This window comes from Pseudomonas sp. A2, from assembly GCF_023100865.1.
Classification (GTDB): Bacteria; Pseudomonadota; Gammaproteobacteria; order Pseudomonadales; family Pseudomonadaceae; genus Aquipseudomonas; species Aquipseudomonas asiatica.
Window position 1 is genome coordinate 1 of sequence record NZ_CP039129.1, and the last position, 18,332, is coordinate 18,332.

Genomic DNA, 18,332 nt, shown 5'->3' on the forward strand with positions numbered 1-18,332 from the left:
TAAAATATAGTCCACTGGCGTCATCAGTTCGAGTGATTTATGTGGCCTTTTGCTGTTATACAGCACCAGATATTCAGCCATTCTTTGATTAAACAAATTCAGGTCCTCAAAAAGCAACAATTCATTGAATTCAATAAATTGTTCTCTAAGTGTCCGGTTAAATCGCTCACAGGTCGCATTCATTTTCGGTGTGTACGGATAGGTCCAGATGTGTTTAATCGAGGCTTCCTGTAGCGTTTTATCAAAGTTACCGAGGAACTCCTTACCGTTGTCAGTGACAACTTGTCTGATAGCGACAGGAAAGAGCTTTGTGGCCTTGCTGAAGAAATGGCTGGTAATATCGCTGTTGAGTGAAGGGACCGCCAGGGCCAGCGCATAGTCGCTGTGCTCGTCGATCATGGTAATGATATAGCGGCGTAGGTCCCCCATCCTGAGTTCAATCGCGTCCATCCCTATGAGTTCGCCTGTTTTTACCGGGCGGTATTGTTTTGGTCTTCTGGGCTTCACTGAGCGTTTTTTTATCAACCGGGCTTTGCCCTGGCGCTGAGGCGTACGGGGATCATCCGCATTTTATCGTGAGCACCAGCAATGATTCTTCCAATGGTTGACGTGCTGGGACAGGTAAAATGCCGCGCTTCACACCATGGTTTCAGCCTGACAAAAATCTGCTCTTTGCCGAGATTGGGTAACTCAGTTCTCAGACGCCTGATCTCCTTGAGTACATCAGGATGCCAGTGCCTTGAACGGCGAACCAGAGGGGCTTTGCTTCTTGGAATTAGTGCTTCTGGACCACCGGTGCGCAGTAACCGGCGCCACCAGTAGAGTGTTCGCGTTGATACGTCAAAAGCATCAGCTGCGGCACGGATCCCGTGCTTATCCCAGAAGTTCAGAGCCTTCATTCTTAACTTCGCAATCTCGGGCATAAGAGAGTGTTTCATCGCATAAGCAGTTGCTCGGTAATACCCAAAATAGCCGACACCGATATGCTGCATCAACATCTGGCAATCCCTCCTTTAGTGTTCTGAGGCAATTGCAATATCTGTGTGAACTTACACAGGAGAAAAAGGCTATGAAACTGCCACCTAGTAACCTGTTATGGTGTGTATTAATAGTGTGTCTCACACTACTGGCATTCACCTACCTGACCAGAAAATCGCTCTGCGAAATCCGGTACAGGGACACAACCAGGGAGGTGGCGGCTTTTATGGCCTACGAATCCGCTAAGTAGCCAACCCCGGCGGAGGGCAACCTCCGCCATACAGGGGCTGAACTGTCTGGACATGCCTGAAGCGCTTTATGAAGGGGTTACCAGTGCGCTGGTAGCCCCTTTTTCCTGTAGACAGGAAAATAAAAAAGCCCGCACGATCGGCGGGCAAAGACACTCATCTATCTACACAGGGAGGAAATGAATCGCAAACCAGTTTAACACAGAGTATTACCGGTCATACCTGGTCACCAGTCTGAAATAGTCCAGTTCAGGAACACCTTCTATATCGCGAAATCTTCTTCATCAAGAGGGATTGGACTGTCTGACAGTTTCGTTGAAAAGCCAGCTTTACAGCTAAACAAAAACAATGGAGCATTTCCAATTGTCGTGGTATCGATATCAAACTTTTGCCGTTTTCAGCGCCTTGAGGATGTTCTCAAGCTGTCGCTTCATGCTCGCGGCACCTGTGCGAGGATGGCATGCACTGAATGGACCCTCGGTATCAGGGTCATATGTGTCTACCAGTTCCTCCAGCACAGCGATACAGTGAGATAAATGCTTGCTGGCGATATCTCTCTTTTCTTTACGCTGAACTCCTGTATGGGGTGTTGAGGAAGCCAGGTGATCCGGTTTAACAGCCATGGTTGTACCCTCTAAGTGCGTGCACACGCTGTTATACTGCCGCCGTAGTGCCAGTTTATATACTCACCGAGAGGCTTAGGACTCTGACTCTTCCAAAATTTCCACGACAGTTCCTGTCGCTGTGATTGGATTGCCGTTCTCGTCATGCAGATCGACTGTCACATTCTGTCCCTCATCAACTGAATCAACAATTAGTGTGCCTACGGTGCCATCATTGAGCAATACGGTATATTTATGCATTATCAATTCCTTCGGTTGCGATTCGTTTAAATGATACAGGAAACTTTTTTCGTTATCTTGTTTAACTTTTTGTGCTATCTCTAAATGCTTTGCGTTCTGTTGGGGATTTAGGCATCAGTCGCCATCGTTGCCTAACATGTTGTTAAGCGCTTCTATCAGTTCAGGGGGAGCTGGTGGCAAGTCCTTAAACTCTCTTAACCAAGCTTTGATGCTTTCCGGCTCGGCTATGTAATCATTATCAATAACAGGGTTGTCAAACTGATCTGAATGCTTCATATCTTGACCTTTTATCACAGAAATGGCGGTAGGAATGGAGAAATACGGTACATGCAAATAATAGTAAATAAAGAGTGGACGTCAATACGTTCATTTGTTCGAAAATTAATTTCATAAAAAACAATCAGGAAAATCATTTATCTTTATTCCCTGTCGTCTTTAATATTCCGATATGATGCATGTTAACTCACAAAAACTCTGGATGATTCTGAGTGCTAGAAATGACTAAGGGATTTATAACCGCTTTGGTATGCATCTCCCGTAAGCTGTAAATAGCTTCCGGTGAGAATAGGGGGTGATGGCCGTTATTTAATTGGTATCCTGGTGTGCATGAATGGAATATTCACTCATACCTTGCCAATATTTTTGTTAAACAGGGGGGCACGAATGAAAACTCAAAACACACCAGCCACTCACAGCGACATTCTTTTTACCCATATCGTGAATACGCTGGTGGACCTTGCTAAACATGAAGGCACTCTAATGACGTTTGAAGGCCTTCTGCGGAACGGTATCGAGGTAGATGAAGAGATGATGGATAGCATGCTGGGGGTGAGTCAGGACTCAGCTGCTCAGTGCGTGGTTCAGCTAAGGGATTGTGGCGCCATAACGAGCCCTGCGGTATATGAGATGGTTACTCACGTTGAGCAACTGGCGATGCGTTTAGCCCCAGACTGGTGGAAGCAAATCGTGCCATGGTCGGTTCAGCCGCTGCGTTATTACCAGAAAGAGGCTATGGCAAAACGCGAACGATTTATTGTCCGTCATAGGGAAAGGCAGTACCCCTTCTTCGTATACGTAACTGGTCAGGTAGAGTATCCGGAAGATGACCCGCTGTATGGCACGTACGTTACAGAAGGTACATTCCTGGTAGGTAAAGCGAAAACCATACATGATGCCCTTGAGTGCGCAAAAGAAGCTTTTACGCGGGGTGAATGGATTGTCCAGGATGAAGAAGGGCGGGATGAGTTAGTTGACCACCTGACAGGACGAGACCAGGGGCCGGTGAGTTTTTCCGAAAGGACTATAGAGATCCGCGATAAGGGTGACAGGCTGGTGTTAACAGGCAATGCCCGCACACTGGAGTGGCACCGCCATGTAACCAGCCCTGATGAGATCGAAAAGATAAAAGCACAGCAAAAAGACCTCTATCAGAAAGCAAGCTATGAGAGTGGCTGGGACAACTACGAGACCGCACGCCAGTTGCGACAGGAAGCAGAAGAGTTATCCGTGGGCATAGTAGATGAAAGCTGGCGCAATCTGCCGGACGTTATTAAAGCCGTTGAGGAGTTTCATTATCCTGCGTTCATGGATGAAGAGACGTTCGCCTTTAACGCAGACGAGGACATGGGAATAGCATGACGGCCAGCTGGTGGGGCAAGCACGTACAAACCAACCCGCTAAAGTACCAGGTGGGCCAGCTGGCACATGCCGATCACCCCAGAAACCCAGAACCTTTCTTCTGATTGCGATTTTTTCATGCAACCAAAAGTGCTCGCGGGCACAGAGGTGGCCGCTTATCCCGGCTTTATTTGCAGTCATCAAAGTGTAACGAAATCGTTTGCGTTAATGTTCGATTATGGTATTTATTGTTACCCATTACATTTGCAGATGGAAGACGGCGAAATGCAGTTCATCCAATATGGAGTCGTAATTCTGGGCCTGGGTGTGGTAGCCGCCGTATTGTTCGCCTTTGACAGGCAGATCTCAGGTAAGCACCGGCGGAGATTAAGAAATATTTCACGCGAGAAAAGTCAACGTTAAACAACGTATCAGGGTGGAGTGACTGACTGGACGTATCCGATCCTCTCCCTTCAACTGATGCAGGTTGCATAATCGTCATGTACTGCTTTCTGAAAGAGGTCATGAAGGCAATCAGAGGAAAAATTATTTCCTTCACACTGGCAGGCACCCTGCACATCACCTGAAGCACCTGACGCAATTATTACCAGCAGAGCCGCCATGAAGGCCTATATAGCAGTCAGAGCTCTGTAAAATATTCCGTGGCGCGTTCACTACAGACAATCTGATCATGTACAATTTAAACATATCCCCAAAGTAGTCTCGTTAGACTGGCCGTAACAAAATACCCCTTAAACAAAAGGTATCTGCATGGACATCAAAATACATGTCAAATCGTCAAGGTCTCAAGCCATTGTCAGTAATTTGACGTGCGGCCTCCGTGGACTTAAGGCAATGACACTCTTCTTCTTCGCGACATTACCATTATCCTTTTTATTCACGTTGTGCGCATTTCCTCATGCGATAGATGAGGGTAAGTATATTCATCTACTATTATGGGCAATAGGATTGAACGTGATCTGGCTGCTGTGCAGATGTTGAAGAACGAGGACGAATTTTTCACACCATTTAAGCAGCCTATAAGCTTTCCATTTCATCAGGAAAAAGTAACTCGTCAGGAAAAAGTAACTTTCGCCAATATATCGTTGACTTTTATCTTTCTGGATGACGGTTATAAAAATGGGAGGGGCAAGGACTATTAGCATCATAGATTCCGGGGTTCGCTCTCACTTACCCCGGTCAGGCAATCTAATGAGAAGCAACTGTCTATGTCATCTGAAATCGCGTATGTTGCAACATTCACGCTTAACGGCGAGGTTCATGCTGACAGGCTGGGAGCATTGTCCGAGCCTGTCCCACCGTCATCCTTGATTGAACCGATGTCTCCCGGAAGTCTGGCGCTGGCGGATATTATCAATAAGGCTGCTATCGTTGATCCTGACTCTCCAAGAGGTGCGGGAATCCTCAATAACGCTGTTTAAATGCGTGCGTATTGTACCACAGGGGCAACAGTGGTCGGTGGACAGGAACGACGATAAAGCAAGTCGGCTTGGGAGAAGTAACTTTCTTGGGAACGGTTATTAATCAGGCTGTGTTGGTTTATGTGCTTATCCAATGGAGATAACGTTAATGAAAAAGCAGGCAGGAATGTTCCTGATTTGTTTTATTTTTCTACTATCACTGAAGCAGGTTAAAGGAGCGGATGAAACGCGTAATCACTCTCCCGATGAAGCTAGAGTGTTGCACGCCAGCGCTTCGATAGAAGTTGCGAACGCCGACGAGCCCGATGATGAGGACACGGTTCGTCTGACAAAAAATGAGTATGACGAGCTGGTCTGGAAGGCTAAAACCTACCAAGAGCTAAACCCGATGAAAACAAGCGATCCTCGGGAGAGACACGGCTTTTCATGGGATTTCTTTTGGGGTTGGGTGGGTGGTGCTTTTACGACAACCCTCATCTATTTTTTCTGTTTTGGCGACAAGAAAAATGGAACCAAGAAGTAATAATATGAAACCCGCTCCATACGTCACCTATGTGAATATAATTACAACAAAAGCGTATTTAGGTATTTCGGATTCTTACGCTGATGGCTAAATCCCTGCGGAAGAGATTGAGGTAAGGGATGTGGTAATCTTTCGGTTTTGTTGAAGAATGCTGGCTCAACCATCCGGTGACAGCGGTTGAGCCAAACGAAACGGGCAATCAGGAAAAATATGCTCGTTACTTGTGCCCGATCAAGCTACTGCTGGGTCAAAAACTCTGTGGCATATTCAACAGTGTCGAGAGAGGCACATCCCGACATGCCAAAAAACCGGCGATCATCGACACCGTTGATCCTGAATGGGACAAGGGTTCCAGAATAGCCTATCTGGACGTTCAGTTCTTCAATCACTATGTCCCGACGCTCCAGCTGCGGCTTAGAGAAAACGCGCTCTCTGTTCACGAGTATGTCCTGAATGACGGCATCGGTTGCCTGACCAGCTGTAACCGTGGGACAGGCCTTGATATCAGCTCTGAGCGCTGCTTTCGACTCAAAATAATACAGCGCGATAAGTCCGCACAGCAGCAACACAATGCCCGCCATACCAAGACCAACACCTTTCAGAAACCTGGACATACTACATCACCGATAGGATATGGATGAGAACAAGAAAGAAGCCAGAAATTTGCCATAAACATACTGTGTAATCCAGCCCAGAAAATGACTCAAAATGCCTGGAAAAGATTGAGTGTTGGATTAAAGGATAAAAAAAATATCCCGGAATGGCAAAATCCAACAGTTAAGGGGATAGGGCACTACATGGCTACTGTAAAATGTTGTCTTAAACCCAAAAATAAGAGATTCGAGCATGAAGGTAAATATAAAGGATGCCCCACCCAGGTCAGAAACCATAATTCGCAACATTATTTCCGCTGTAAGAGCAACGGCGATAATGACGGAATATTATCTGCGCTCATTCCCGGTCGTGTTTTTTTATGTGCTGGTGGGATTTGCATTAGCATTTGATTCCACGGGTGTCCCTTTGGCTACCCTGCTGCAACAAGGAATGTTAACTAACATTCTGACCTGTTCGGTTATGGGTAACCTCCTCTGGCTGGGGGTTAACCTGGCATTAAGAGGCGATTCCGTTTTCAAAAACCTGTGAGCGGCTGATCAACGCTCTCCGTGTCCAAAGTTACTTTCTGAATAACTTGTCAAAGAATGGAAATATCATGCGCAGCAAAATCAGCAAAACCTCGATCTCACTAATCTGTTTGATGCTGGTGGCCACCTCTGCGGAAGCAGGGTATAAATCCAATCGGTCTTCCTACAAATCATCCTTCCGCCCATCGACCATTACCAAGTCGTACAACACTTCAACCAGAAGCCAGGCAAGCCGCACGGTTAACGATACGCCAGCACCGGCTAGCACCAAACCACTGACCACCAGCCATAAAGCGATGATTGCAGGTTCTGGAGCCGCATTAACGGTCGGGGCAGTTTCCGCGTCCTCAGGGAATAAACCGTCAGAGAGCACCTCCGGAAGGTGGAGAACCAGGCTGGAGGGTATGCTGTTGTCAGTAGTCGATCTCAGGCCAAGGGAGATAACGAAGGCGCTGCTGCAGGCACTACGCCAAAGAAATCAGTGAACGGGTCGGAGCTGGTGGCTAAGAAAGGGGCTATACCTGCATCAAGTCCAACATCCGAAAAATCGTCGTCTCTCCCGTCGTCTCAGAGCATTCCAGGAAGTTCTGAGCGGGGCTCTTCATCTGTAAAATTCATCCCTCCTTCACAGAACCTTGTAAGTAACATCATAGAGAAAGATAAAAGTAATCATTTCGGTTTCTCGCATCTTGCGATGCTGTACTGGATAACGAGCAGCAACAACAGCCATGCATCCTCGCTTACATCCAGCGACAAAGAGTGGATTCAGCAACAGATAGAAGAGCAGGAAAGTAGTGGTGCAAGCCGCGAGGCAGCTATCAATGAGCTCAAAGCTGCCGGGGTAGATACCTCATCGATGACGGTTGCGGATAACAGCCAACACGCGTCGACTGTCTCCTTCTCCTACGATATGCCGACAGAATTAAAGGCGGGTAAGGTCTGGACGTTCGTTGTAAATGCCACATGGAATGATAAAAAACAGGCTCCGTCATGCGAGTTGCAAGGCGCAAAATTTATGGCAGACAAAGACAAGTTATACGGCATGTGGAAAGCACCTGAAACTGTTGGGCAGAAAACGCAAATGAAGTGCAAAGCGTTTGGTGTGGAAGAAATTAAAACGCTGGTGTCTGTCTGACTGGACAAACATTGCCAGCTGCTGATGGGGGAGCCATGCGGTTCCCTTTATCGCTCATCGTAAAGTAATAAATTTAGTACCAACAAATTTCGCAACTAACTTTTGGACGATTAGCTTAGCCTCAACCATTTTTTTAAGAAATTTGGTATTATAAGACCTGGTCTTCTCTTATTCAGGCATGCATTATCCCATTGCTGCAAATAGTCATCTCTGAAGACTACGCCCCAATGCTGTTTACCATCTAATTCGCGAGTTCTTAAAGCATAATCATAAATGTCTATTAGAATATCGATTGATGAGTCCCATATTTCATTAGTTAATTCAATCCCTTCTCGCGCTGCGAGTTGAGGGTAAAAGTGTTGAAGGCCGATGGCATACTCGGGCTTACAGTATTCAACAAGAAAACCGTTAAAGATGCCAGGTGAGTAAACTCTATCGTATCCACCATGCCATAATGTTAAAGAATTCAACCAATTGATTGCTTCCAGGTCTTCCATGTCCTCTAGCAAGACACCAGATTGTATGCCCTGTTCTCGGCAATCTAACACTGAAGCTACGTTCTCCATAAGCATTGTATATGCTTCTGTTGGTTTCATTATTTTTAAATCCATCAATTAGACCATCCTTTAAAAATCTAACAGTACCTTTAATGTAGACATCGTCTGTAATAATCCCAAAAGACAACGAGGCTCATAATCTGTTATAAGATAACGTAGGTCAAGGACCGGTAAGAGAAAGTAGTCAATACTCCACTGACCGGCTTAAACCTGTTCACCAGTGGGTAAACCAGTAAGCACGACATTCAACGGGAAAAGTAACTTTTGGGATGCCCCGGTAAGACGATTTCCTTAAACAGGAGCCGAAAATGTATAGCCGTTTCATGAACGATCCACTTGATGAGGAATACCTGCTTTCCCCTGGTATTGTGGGTTCCTATGCTGATGGTGAAATCCCGGCAGAAGAGATTGAGGTAAGGGATGCGGTAATACGATTCAAAGTCACAGGCGATCAGGTGTTGTCCATGAATCTGTTCCACAGGCTGTTTCATTACCAGCGTTACAGGGAGGTTAGGGCATCATTCAACAAAAGCAGGTTAGCGCTGGTGGACATGGTTAATCGTTCCCCATTCCACAAAGCAGCAATGCGGCGTATCTACAGTGATTTGCCAGAGCAAAGCATTGCCCGTAGGGTTCTGGTTGATTTCATTGGATAGCGTACGCTGACCGGGAGGAAGTCGTTGCACAATAACGATATGTTTATATGACAGGCATTCAGATATAACGATTACTTTAATTGTCACCCTGTATGGCTCATTCTCGCCGTAGTGATGCTGTTATGCAGGCTAAGAGGTAAAAAAAAAACTGCAGCTGGTGGGCGAAGGTATCCACATCAGTAAATTGTGGTCGTAATGGACCGGGCTCGATCGTAAACGCGTTAATGTATATGACAGGACGTCGCCGTTCATATCGGCCCCTGCCCGGAGACGGCGACCCCCCCTGATATCCCGGTCGGCATTCACCACAAAAGGCACTTTTCATCAACGGACCTCACCGAGGTAATTCATCAATGTGCCACATAATTTCTGGTTGTTTATGAATGCCCGATCATCTGAATCCTGTTGCTAAATACTCACCAAAAGCACTGGTAACAAAAACTCGCACTAAACATAGTTTCAGACCCGGATACAATTCCGATATAAGTCACTTTTTTTGGGGCGCGGGAAAGTCGCTTTGTTGCATGTTTGAAAAGGGGGCTTTGAGGAGGCTTTCGAATATTTATAATGGGAGCACGTTCGAACTGCTGGTGGATATGACATGACATTTCTCAAATCTCTGGACTCGCCGCCGTTCATCGCAACATATCGTTGGGCTGGGTCATTCGATGGACGGTATATGCCACAGGCATATTCTCTTTTGCTGGAACTGAATCAACACACTTATCTGCCGGTGGTTAATGCCGAGTTTGATATCTGTGTCATCAGCTGCGGCAAAGAGTGGTGGCGCTTCAGGCTGGTGGATGTGAAATCTGATGAACGTCAGGAAGGAATGGTAGCCCGGACGGCATACCGGTTAAACCAGTCAATGGGGATCGCTGAGCAGATGGTTAACATGATCCGCGCCTGGCAGTCCGTTCCGTACCTTAATCCTCCTGCATCTGACTACTTTAGCTAAACAGGGCCAGCTGGTGGCCCTGTGCATATAGAACGGTGGAAAATGGATGTGAGCTATTCACGGTACTGCTTGTGGATGACCTCTGAGCGCTTACGCGAAAATAACTTTTTCAGCGCACGGAAGAACAGGGTGGTTGTCAGTAGCGTAAAATAGGTCACCCTGTGCGGTACAGATATTGGTTGTCGATGTTTCAGTTTCAGTGAATACACGTGTCCCAGGTCGGTCAGCAGCGTCTGCGGCAGCATTGCTTTACGCAGGTCATTTTCGATCCAGCCAGTCTCCTCAACACTAAACACGGGCTCAGCATCGTACGCAGTGAACTTGTTCCCGAGGTCATCACAATTACGGCACAACCACTCCGGTGCTGGATCTGCCATAAACTTACTGGAGCCCGTCAGTAACACAACATTTACAATACCCTCATCTCCCCGCTTTATGGCCCGACACACTCCGGATATGTGGGTTTTGTTCTGAACAAACGGGTTTAACATCTTATGTTTCGCTTTACCGAAACCGTATACAACCGTCCACGTTTTATCATCGAGAGCACCATAAATGTCACCGGTATAGTTTTTCTCTTCGATAATGAAAATACCCTTCGTGCTGATAAAGATATGGTCTATCTGCGTTGTCTGGGAGGAGTTGAGCGGTAGGGTAATGTCAGATATAAGCGTCCCTTCAAGGTCTGCTAAAACCCCCTTTAATGCATTTCGTGTGCGCTGCTCGCTGAACATGTTACTGATAAGCGGCCAGATGCACAGGATGATGCATGACAGGATCAGCATGACGAACACAAGAAAAATGGTCGACAACATGGTCAGGTCCATCGCTACCTCACTGTGCTGGTGGTGTGAAGCGCACTGGATAAAGCCTCTTTAAGGTTCACGTCCAGTGACAATCCTAACATGCTGCTTAACGATGCTTTTGGCGCGTTGTAGTCGCGAAAACGCGTGGTGCCGTAGACAATACTCAGGCGTTCACGCACCTCTGTGCTGGTGGCTGTATCATCGATAAGGCCAAACTGCTTCGCACGGTCCCCCAGCCAGAAACGCCCCGTGTAGAGCTGTTCTTTGTCCGCCTGTTCACGCGAAAGTAACTTTCCTTTACGACCGGCTTCGACATCATTGATAAACTGGTCATGCATTTTGTTGAGTAACTCACTATGCAGAAAGGCCTTGGTTTCGTCATCAATCGGACGCCAGGGGTCAAGTGAGGCCTTCCAGGCTCCGGCCGTCAACGGTTCGTTAGCCACACCAAGACGGTCCATGATCCTGGACACATCCCAGTGGTCCATACGTACGCCAATACTGCCAATGATGGCGTTGGGATCCGCATAGATCGCATCAGCCGGTGAGGCTGCGTAATAACAGGCGGAGGCGCACATATTTTTAATACTGACGATGATGGGGCGGACGTCCCGGGCGGCGGCTGGCAGTTTGCCATGCCCAGTACCCACGGCTTTCAGCAACGCCTGTTTAACCGCTTCAGAGGGCGCTGGTGGCATGTCCTTTTTATTCGGGGATGTTGTGGGGTCGGAGTTTTCAATTGTGAGCCCCGGTACTCCATGGAGGGAGTCGCGAAGCTCGTTTATCTCACGATAAATATTAATAGCGTCAGACGGACCACCGCCGCCAGATTCGGCCTCAATCAGGATCGCTTTTGCGTGCGGGTTATCCCATGCTTCACGTAAAGCGCGGGCAATAATGACACCGTCGCCTGTAGGCGAGCCAGTACCCATTTCACCATGGATACGGATAACCGCGATATGGTCTGCCCCTTTACCGTTTTTCTGTTTATCCTGATACATGGACCAGCCGCTAAACCTGCAAACCCAATACCAATAATCGTCAGGGTTATTTTTGATAACACATGCGATTTATACAAACGGTAAAACTTCTTACTTTCACGCGATACCACGTCCTGAACCGAGCCTGTTTCAGGTTGCGATGGTCTTTTTTTAAACATATTCTTCCTCACATGAGTTTTTGGTAGTGCGCGAGAAGCCGGTTAATGGCAATAGCGAGCAACGCCAGGGCAAGTGGCGGAAAATACTGTGTCAGTCCATAAAATAAATTCAGGTTAGGGATGACCAGATAAGCAATTATCAAAACACCGATTATCGACAGCGAACGGAACCAGAGGCGATAAAGCTGAATTGTAACATCGCCAAAAACAAATCTCTTCATTTTCCACTGGTAATAACCATCCAGTGCCAGAGCTATCATCAGGGGAGGAATGTAAAAAACCAGCCAGCCAGCAAATACCAGCGGTAAATCGCCTGATACACCATTAACGGGATGTTTCGGGCAGCGGTATAGCTCGGGCTCATGAATTTGTTTGCCGCGAGATTCATTCCGCGTGCCGGTTTGGTTTATCATCCTCAGGCAAAAGAGTCTTATTCAGGTAAGCCGTAATGTTTAGTTCGACAAAAAGGTAATTAAACGTCTTTTCCGTATTACGCGTTACCTCCTGCCATCTCTCCACATCCATAAGCAACTTACTGGCGTTCACCTCAGCGGTGATATCCTTATAAAGTTTGTTAGTGTCTTCCAGGTAAACGTTAAACAGAAAATAAATCAGCAGACCCAACCCTAATCCAAACCGGATCATCGTCATTCTCTGCGCCGGTGATGCTGCCAACTTACTGATTTAGTGTATGATGGTGTTTTTGAGGTGCTCCAGTGGCTTCTGTTTCTATCAGCTGTCCCTCCTGTTCAGCTACTGACGGGGTGGTGCGTAACGGCAAAAGCACTGCCGGACATCAGCGCTATCTCTGCTCTCACTGCCGTAAAACATGGCAACTGCAGTTCACTTACACCGCTTCTCAGCCCGGTACGCACCAGAAAATCATTGATATGGCCATGAATGGCGTTGGATGTCGGGCAACCGCCCGCATTATGGGCGTTGGCCTCAACACGATTTTACGTCACTTAAAAAACTCAGGCCGCAGTCGGTAACCTCGCGCATACAGCCGGGCAGTGACGTCATCGTCTGCGCGGAAATGGACGAACAGTGGGGCTATGTCGGGGCTAAATCGCGCCAGCGCTGGCTGTTTTACGCGTATGACAGGCTCCGGAAGACGGTTGTTGCGCACGTATTCGGTGAACGCACTATGGCGACGCTGGGGCGTCTTATGAGCCTGCTGTCACCCTTTGACGTGGTGATATGGATGACGGATGGCTGGCCGCTGTATGAATCCCGCCTGAAGGGAAAGCTGCACGTAATCAGCAAGCGATATACGCAGCGAATTGAGCGGCTTAACCTGAATCTGAGGCAGCACCTGGCACGGCTGGGACGGAAGTCGCTGTCGTTCTCAAAATCGGTGGAGCTGCATGACAAAGTCATCGGGCATTATCTGAACATAAAACACTATCAATAAGTTGGAGTCATTACCGGCTCCTGATTATTGATACTTTTATAGTACTGTGAGCCTGAGGACAATTTTTCCTTTAAAAGGGTGAAATCGCTATTTAACTATTTTTTTTACCGGGCACGAAAGGATAAAAACCGTAGTTGTCCTGCAAAAGCATCCAATTATGGAAAAACTATGAATGCAACATGTTGACGAGAAAATCTGATGGAAAAAGTTTACCTGTCTGGTATTGTCAGGAAAACCGGCAAAGGATTCAACTAACCAGGGGTGGTTTGTTGAATATGGAGCAGTAGCAGCCCCTTTGCCGGTTTGTCATCCTTTCATGCCTGCATCACTTTCCTTCCTGCTACCTGAAGACATCCACATACGATCTGCAAAAAAGAAGCCCACGTTTCGTTATGGGAGTGAACTACTTTTTTCACGAAAAGGGTCTCTCTGGGTGCACAATCCGTGACACTGTCACTTTCAGATGTAAGTGATCTAATATCATTGGATATAGTCACAATAGTAAATGTCAATAGCGATAAAATAACAGAAATTGATTATAAAATTGATACTTATTAAATAAAACAGAGTTTCAATATGTCGCTATAAAAACAATAAAAATGTATGGATTCAGGAATAATGAGAAATATGCTCATATTTTCATCGCTTCAAGAGGTATGCAACATCCTAGTTACAGTTCGAATAATAACGATTATTCCTTGTGTTAATATTATGTTAATAACAATAGTGGGGTAACCGGCTTCTAAATCTGTCCAAAAGTTACTTTTCGAGTGGTTTCCGCCCAGGTTGCGCTACGCGAAATCTGAAGAAAATCGGAGGGGTGAGTACGTCAGATTTCACGTAGCGCGCGGCAATGTAAAAGAAAATATTCGGATGATTTCTGTCCGGTTAATGGGGCAGTATTAAAATCGCTGGATGAAGAACATCAGGGATGAAACCCTTTAAGCCTCAAAAGTTACTTTTATCTTTTGGTTGGGGGAACGAGCAGGGGAGTGGAATCGTCCATGATATCAGGTCCTGTTTTCAATAGAACGCATAATTGTACTTTTATTTTATGATCTTGCGGCAAGATGTGCAGACCTATCCATGCAGGAGTAAAGTAGATATGTTTGAAATAAAACATCAACCAAATAATTAACCATAATATGTTTTATAAAATATTTTTTCAAACAAACACATTCAAACTAGGGGCTTAATCTAAAAAGTCATTATGATAACTGAAAGATAAGAATAAAAGATATTTTCAGAAGTTATGGTTTAATAGCTCTATAACAAAGATTAACCTAAAAAAGTTACTTTCTGAGACCATGTGAGAATCACTTTGAATCGGATTCTATTACTATGTGTTAAAAAATGGCTGATATTTTTAATAGGGCCGAAGCCCTTACAGAAGCATTTGGTAGTTAACTGCTGGCCTTATCGGGCAGATGGGGAGGGGGCCAGCCGGTGCTTCCCATGAAGCCCAACCATCCTTTCCATATCGTTCATTATAGTAACTTTCTTTGATCACCTTACGTGCCAAATATGAAGCAGTATCCATACCAAATACCTCAATAGGAAAAAAGTTCAGTACTCCCTATATCCGTCAGGCAGAAATCCGGGAATACATCATTATTAGAAGCATCATATCTCAGAGGTTTTATAAATGATCGCTCATGCTTATGAAGATAATTTAGCATGGTCAGTTCATAGCTCGAGTCTGCCGGGATCCAGTTATCATCAACATTCATCAAAGCAATCTGAAGTGTTTTAAGATAGTATGTATCATTCCCCTTAAATTTACCTAGCTCGCCTATAGCAATACAGATGACGTTGCCTCCTGAACGCCAATTTGCTATTTCAGAGCTGAATCTCTTCTCCAGTGATGCCCAGTTATCAGTATTCATCAGCACGATCAGAACACCAGAAAAGAACTTGACAGGAAGTCGTTTTGATGTATTCGAATGTTTTTCAGGGTTGTATTTCGATAGAACATTGAGACAAATCAAACTCTCCTTTTTCTTCAGAGCATCTGATGTCATTTTTATATTTTTCATCACCTGAGGTGTTGAAGGGTATGCACCTACAATTAAATACATGAGTCGGGAGAATGTTGACTACCCGTATTTGGGTACCGTGCCAGGAAATAAGTATCACCGCCAGAGTTATATTTTACGGAAAGTGATTTCTGTCCTTTGCCTTTACACGAGCAGCTAACCTTAGCTTCTACAGAAGCATGCGCCCGGGACAAAACTGCGTACCAGCTCTTTTTAAATTCGTCTTTTGTCTGGAAGTCTCTTGAGTACCTTTTACTGTCATCCCCAAAAGATATAATCACATCATTAACAGTCGACATCCCCCCCCTTTACTGAGCTGAGATGCGTTGTCATTCACCTCTGGCAATAATTTTCATATACATTGACACAATAGCATGTAGTTAATAAAGTAACAAATACTTTGAAAGTAAATTTTCAAAATCGTTGTGATTTCACCCTCAACTCACATTTTATGATTATCACCCAGAGACAACCAATGATAAACATCCGGATGACCAAGTTAGCCATTTTCCCGCTGGCTGTTTTTCTTTTAACAACACCGCTGACTTCAATTGCCAAAACTTTCTCGGCAAAAAGTTGTCAGAGTAATTGATGGTGATACTGTACAGGCTTATGACGGTGCAATAAATACAAGAATACGGCTCTATGGAATTGATGCCCTGAAAGTAAGCAAGCCTTCGGGCAGAAGGCTAAGCAGACAATGATCCAGTTGGTCGCAAACCAGATTGTAAATATTCAGGACCATGGGCAGGACGCCTATGGACGTATGCTTGGTACAATCTATCTTAAAAGCCAGGATATTAATTCCATCATGGTTGCAGAAGGCATGGCCTGGGCATATCGCTATCAGGGTCGATTAACTGTACCTGAATATGGGACTCTTGAGCAGAACGCTCGCAATGCAGGTAAAGGTCTGTGGTCGGACCCGAACTCGATTGAACCACGTCAATGGCGCAAAGCGAATAAATAAATACATAAGGAATGACATTTAGATCTTCACTATATCGAACTAAATTGTATTGATTATTTGCCTGGTGACTTTTACAATTACAACACCTCTTTACATTGAATTCAACGATTAATTCATAACCAAAGAGACAGATTTTTTGAGGTGTTTTTTTCAAGATTGTGAATTTACAAACTGGGAAGTATCCTGTCTAAGGAAGATAGAATCAGCATGAGAGCTATTCCTTTTTAATATGTTTTTCGATTGAAATAATTTAACTTGCGAAGCCACTTGCTGAAAATTTTTAATTAATTTAATGTTGTTATGTAACTGCATAACAATGTGCTTAAAGAGGTAACTATGAGCGAGACATTACAGGTTCTCAATAACATCCGTACACTTCGCGCTCAGGCACGAGAGCTGCCATTAGAAGTGCTCGAAGAAGTATTAGAAAAGTTCACTGTTGTAGTCACTGAACGCAGTGAAGAAGAAAAGGCGGCCGAAGCAGCTAATCGAGAGCGTTTAGAAAAACTCTCTCAGTACCGGGAAATGATGATCGCTGATGGTATAGATCCGAATGAACTGATGGACGCGGCCGTTAACATTAAAGTACGAAAAAAGCGTGAACCTCGTCCGGCGAAATATGCTTATATAGACGAAGCTGGTGAGCAAAAAACTTGGACAGGTCAGGGTCGTACCCCGGCACCAATTAAAGCTCAGTTGGATTCAGGAAAAACTCTCGAAGATTTCCTGATCTAAACAATTTTCCGTAGCTATATAAAACCACCTTTATAAGGTGGTTTTTTTTCTCATCGACACGCATTATCGTGGTTCGTCTGACAGTAGATAAAAAGATCACAAGGATTTCTTCACTTAGAACTTAGTCCGCAGCAGGGAAGGTCAGGTGATCGCTTAAAATTTATAGTAAGGGGTCCGCTTGGAAAACGGAAAATATCCTACGTTAAGCCTGTTTTTGAGCTGGCATGACGGTCCGCTGTGAACGAAGAGCGGACGTAATGCCAATGACATTAGCGCCCCTCTACAAACTACTTCAGCGGTGGTAATACATTCAGCATCAGAACGACATATTCATAGCATCGGGCAGGGGTTGAGTATTACCGGTTCGTGTGTTGAGGCTCGCCAGAAGTTTCATTTCTTCCTCTGAAAGTTCAAAATCCCAGACATCAACGTTTTCACTAAATCGTGCACCATTGGTTGTTCTGGGCAGAGGCGTGAGTCCTTGTTGAAGATGCCAGCGAAGTACAATCTGAGCCGGTGAATGGTCATGTCGTCTTGCCAAAACCATTACCACCGCATTGCGTAAAACTGCTGCACCATTACTACCAAAAGGGCTGTAACTCTGAATGGCTATTCCGGCTTCATGATGATAATCACGGACATCACACTGTTGAAAATGCGGATGCAGTTCAAGCTGATTCACAGCCGGCACCACACCAGTATCCTCTATAAGCCGCTCTATATGCTGGCAGGTGAAATTGGACACACCAATGGAACGAATCAGACCGCTGGCCTCCAGCTCGATTGATGCTTCCCAGGTTTCCACATACAAATTTTTTGCGGGTATCGGCCAGTGAATGAGAAAAAGCTCAAGGTATTCGACGCCCAGACGCTCCAGTGTTTCGTTAAAGGAGACAAGCGTACGTGCATAGCCCATATCCCTGCCGCGAATTTTAGAAGTAATAAACAACTGCTCACGCGGTACTTCGGTATACCGTAACGCACGGCCTACCCCATCTTCATTAAAATATGCCTGGGCCGTGTCAAAGTGCCGGAAGCCTGCTTTCAATGCCTGTCGGATCAGAGAGTCAACGTCCCTGTTGTCAATCAGCCA

At 45.6% G+C, this 18,332-nt stretch carries 22 protein-coding genes and 2 pseudogenes; 12 read left to right on the plus strand and 12 right to left on the minus strand.

The features are described 5' to 3' along the window. A pseudogene (locus E5221_RS28335) lies at positions 1-998 on the minus strand (IS481-like element ISKpn28 family transposase); the annotation flags it as partial. Between the two features lie 71 nt (positions 999-1,069). Between E5221_RS28335 and E5221_RS28340 the strand changes: the two are divergent. After that, positions 1,070-1,228, plus strand: coding sequence for a type I toxin-antitoxin system Hok family toxin (locus E5221_RS28340; RefSeq protein WP_004181898.1), 159 nt, complete (start codon positions 1,070-1,072; stop codon positions 1,226-1,228). A gap of 378 nt (positions 1,229-1,606) precedes the next feature. Here the strand turns inward: E5221_RS28340 and E5221_RS28345 are convergent, their stop codons facing one another. The 3 genes from E5221_RS28345 to E5221_RS28355 all read right to left on the minus strand — a co-directional run bounded on the left by E5221_RS28345 (position 1,607) and on the right by E5221_RS28355 (position 2,365). Beyond that, positions 1,607-1,849, minus strand: a complete 243-nt coding sequence (locus E5221_RS28345; protein ID WP_071826037.1) for a hypothetical protein — start codon at positions 1,847-1,849, stop codon at positions 1,607-1,609. Positions 1,850-1,924: 75 nt separating this feature from the next. Next, the gene (locus tag E5221_RS28350; RefSeq protein ID WP_011154586.1) at positions 1,925-2,089 is read right to left on the minus strand and encodes a hypothetical protein; all 165 of its coding nucleotides are present in this window, start codon (positions 2,087-2,089) and stop codon (positions 1,925-1,927) included. Between the two features lie 114 nt (positions 2,090-2,203). After that, on the minus strand, positions 2,204-2,365 hold the full coding sequence (locus tag E5221_RS28355; RefSeq protein ID WP_164507110.1) for a hypothetical protein: 162 nt from the start codon (positions 2,363-2,365) through the stop codon (positions 2,204-2,206). Positions 2,366-2,752: 387 nt separating this feature from the next. Between E5221_RS28355 and E5221_RS28360 the strand changes: the two genes are divergently transcribed. The 3 genes from E5221_RS28360 (at position 2,753) to E5221_RS28370 (ending at position 5,671) form a co-directional block, all read left to right on the plus strand. Further along, positions 2,753-3,727 (plus strand): hypothetical protein, encoded by a 975-nt coding sequence (locus E5221_RS28360; RefSeq protein ID WP_029884709.1) that lies wholly within the window; start codon positions 2,753-2,755, stop codon positions 3,725-3,727. 66 nt (positions 3,728-3,793) lie between these two features. Continuing rightward, positions 3,794-4,129, plus strand: coding sequence for a hypothetical protein (locus E5221_RS28365; RefSeq protein WP_011154583.1), 336 nt, complete (start codon positions 3,794-3,796; stop codon positions 4,127-4,129). A gap of 1,167 nt (positions 4,130-5,296) precedes the next feature. Beyond that, positions 5,297-5,671 (plus strand): DUF1707 domain-containing protein, encoded by a 375-nt coding sequence (locus E5221_RS28370; RefSeq protein ID WP_029884710.1) that lies wholly within the window; start codon positions 5,297-5,299, stop codon positions 5,669-5,671. Positions 5,672-5,907: 236 nt separating this feature from the next. Here the strand turns inward: E5221_RS28370 and E5221_RS28375 are convergent, their stop codons facing one another. Beyond that, entirely contained in the window at positions 5,908-6,285 is a 378-nt protein-coding gene (locus tag E5221_RS28375) for a hypothetical protein (protein ID WP_029884711.1), read from the minus strand. 232 nt (positions 6,286-6,517) lie between these two features. On the opposite strand from E5221_RS28375, the gene E5221_RS28380 reads away from it, so the two are divergent. The 3 genes from E5221_RS28380 (at position 6,518) to E5221_RS28390 (ending at position 7,948) form a co-directional block, all read left to right on the plus strand. Then, positions 6,518-6,814 carry a hypothetical protein gene (locus tag E5221_RS28380; RefSeq protein WP_029884712.1) on the plus strand — a complete coding sequence of 99 codons (297 nt, stop codon included), beginning with the start codon at positions 6,518-6,520 and terminating at the stop codon, positions 6,812-6,814. A gap of 67 nt (positions 6,815-6,881) precedes the next feature. After that, complete coding sequence (locus tag E5221_RS28385; RefSeq protein WP_247847776.1) at positions 6,882-7,298, plus strand: hypothetical protein; 417 nt, start codon at positions 6,882-6,884, stop codon at positions 7,296-7,298. A 14-nt stretch (positions 7,299-7,312) separates the two neighbouring features. Continuing rightward, complete coding sequence (locus E5221_RS28390) at positions 7,313-7,948, plus strand: hypothetical protein (protein ID WP_247847777.1); 636 nt, start codon at positions 7,313-7,315, stop codon at positions 7,946-7,948. 110 nt (positions 7,949-8,058) lie between these two features. Here E5221_RS28390 and E5221_RS28395 read toward each other — a convergent pair whose 3' ends face one another. After that, the gene (locus E5221_RS28395) at positions 8,059-8,559 is read right to left on the minus strand and encodes a hypothetical protein (RefSeq protein WP_029884714.1); all 501 of its coding nucleotides are present in this window, start codon (positions 8,557-8,559) and stop codon (positions 8,059-8,061) included. 254 nt (positions 8,560-8,813) lie between these two features. Between E5221_RS28395 and E5221_RS28400 the strand changes: the two genes are divergently transcribed. Next, positions 8,814-9,161 carry a hypothetical protein gene (locus E5221_RS28400; protein WP_004026338.1) on the plus strand — a complete coding sequence of 116 codons (348 nt, stop codon included), beginning with the start codon at positions 8,814-8,816 and terminating at the stop codon, positions 9,159-9,161. Between the two features lie 601 nt (positions 9,162-9,762). Then, entirely contained in the window at positions 9,763-10,119 is a 357-nt protein-coding gene (locus E5221_RS28405; protein ID WP_004196337.1) for a hypothetical protein, read from the plus strand. A gap of 53 nt (positions 10,120-10,172) precedes the next feature. Here E5221_RS28405 and E5221_RS28410 read toward each other — a convergent pair whose 3' ends face one another. The 3 genes from E5221_RS28410 to E5221_RS28420 form a co-directional block, all read right to left on the minus strand. Further along, positions 10,173-10,946, minus strand: a complete 774-nt coding sequence (locus E5221_RS28410; protein WP_004902228.1) for a nuclease-related domain-containing protein — start codon at positions 10,944-10,946, stop codon at positions 10,173-10,175. A gap of 2 nt (positions 10,947-10,948) precedes the next feature. Beyond that, entirely contained in the window at positions 10,949-11,926 is a 978-nt protein-coding gene (locus E5221_RS28415; protein ID WP_247847778.1) for a S49 family peptidase, read from the minus strand. A gap of 166 nt (positions 11,927-12,092) precedes the next feature. After that, the gene (locus E5221_RS28420) at positions 12,093-12,497 is read right to left on the minus strand and encodes a hypothetical protein (RefSeq protein WP_247847779.1); all 405 of its coding nucleotides are present in this window, start codon (positions 12,495-12,497) and stop codon (positions 12,093-12,095) included. A 303-nt stretch (positions 12,498-12,800) separates the two neighbouring features. Between E5221_RS28420 and E5221_RS28425 the strand changes: the two genes are divergently transcribed. Then, positions 12,801-13,498 (plus strand): IS1-like element IS1A family transposase gene (locus tag E5221_RS28425; RefSeq protein ID WP_223175001.1). Its coding sequence is split into 2 segments (ribosomal slippage): positions 12,801-13,050 and positions 13,050-13,498, totalling 699 coding nucleotides; the frame shifts between segments, so codons are not numbered across the junction. A gap of 1,550 nt (positions 13,499-15,048) precedes the next feature. Here the strand turns inward: E5221_RS28425 and E5221_RS28430 are convergent. Beyond that, positions 15,049-15,534, minus strand: coding sequence for a DUF1173 family protein (locus E5221_RS28430; protein ID WP_247847780.1), 486 nt, complete (start codon positions 15,532-15,534; stop codon positions 15,049-15,051). A 32-nt stretch (positions 15,535-15,566) separates the two neighbouring features. After that, positions 15,567-15,833, minus strand: coding sequence for a DUF1173 family protein (locus tag E5221_RS28435; protein ID WP_223175074.1), 267 nt, complete (start codon positions 15,831-15,833; stop codon positions 15,567-15,569). A gap of 176 nt (positions 15,834-16,009) precedes the next feature. Here E5221_RS28435 and E5221_RS28440 point away from each other — a divergent pair. Continuing rightward, positions 16,010-16,504 (plus strand): annotated as a pseudogene (locus tag E5221_RS28440) (thermonuclease family protein). Positions 16,505-16,840: 336 nt separating this feature from the next. Then, entirely contained in the window at positions 16,841-17,239 is a 399-nt protein-coding gene (locus E5221_RS28445; RefSeq protein WP_004212796.1) for an H-NS family nucleoid-associated regulatory protein, read from the plus strand. A 316-nt stretch (positions 17,240-17,555) separates the two neighbouring features. Here the strand turns inward: E5221_RS28445 and E5221_RS28450 are convergent. Continuing rightward, positions 17,556-18,332, minus strand: a 777-nt coding sequence (locus E5221_RS28450) for an aldo/keto reductase (RefSeq protein ID WP_247847781.1), incomplete at its 5' end; no start/stop codon positions are given.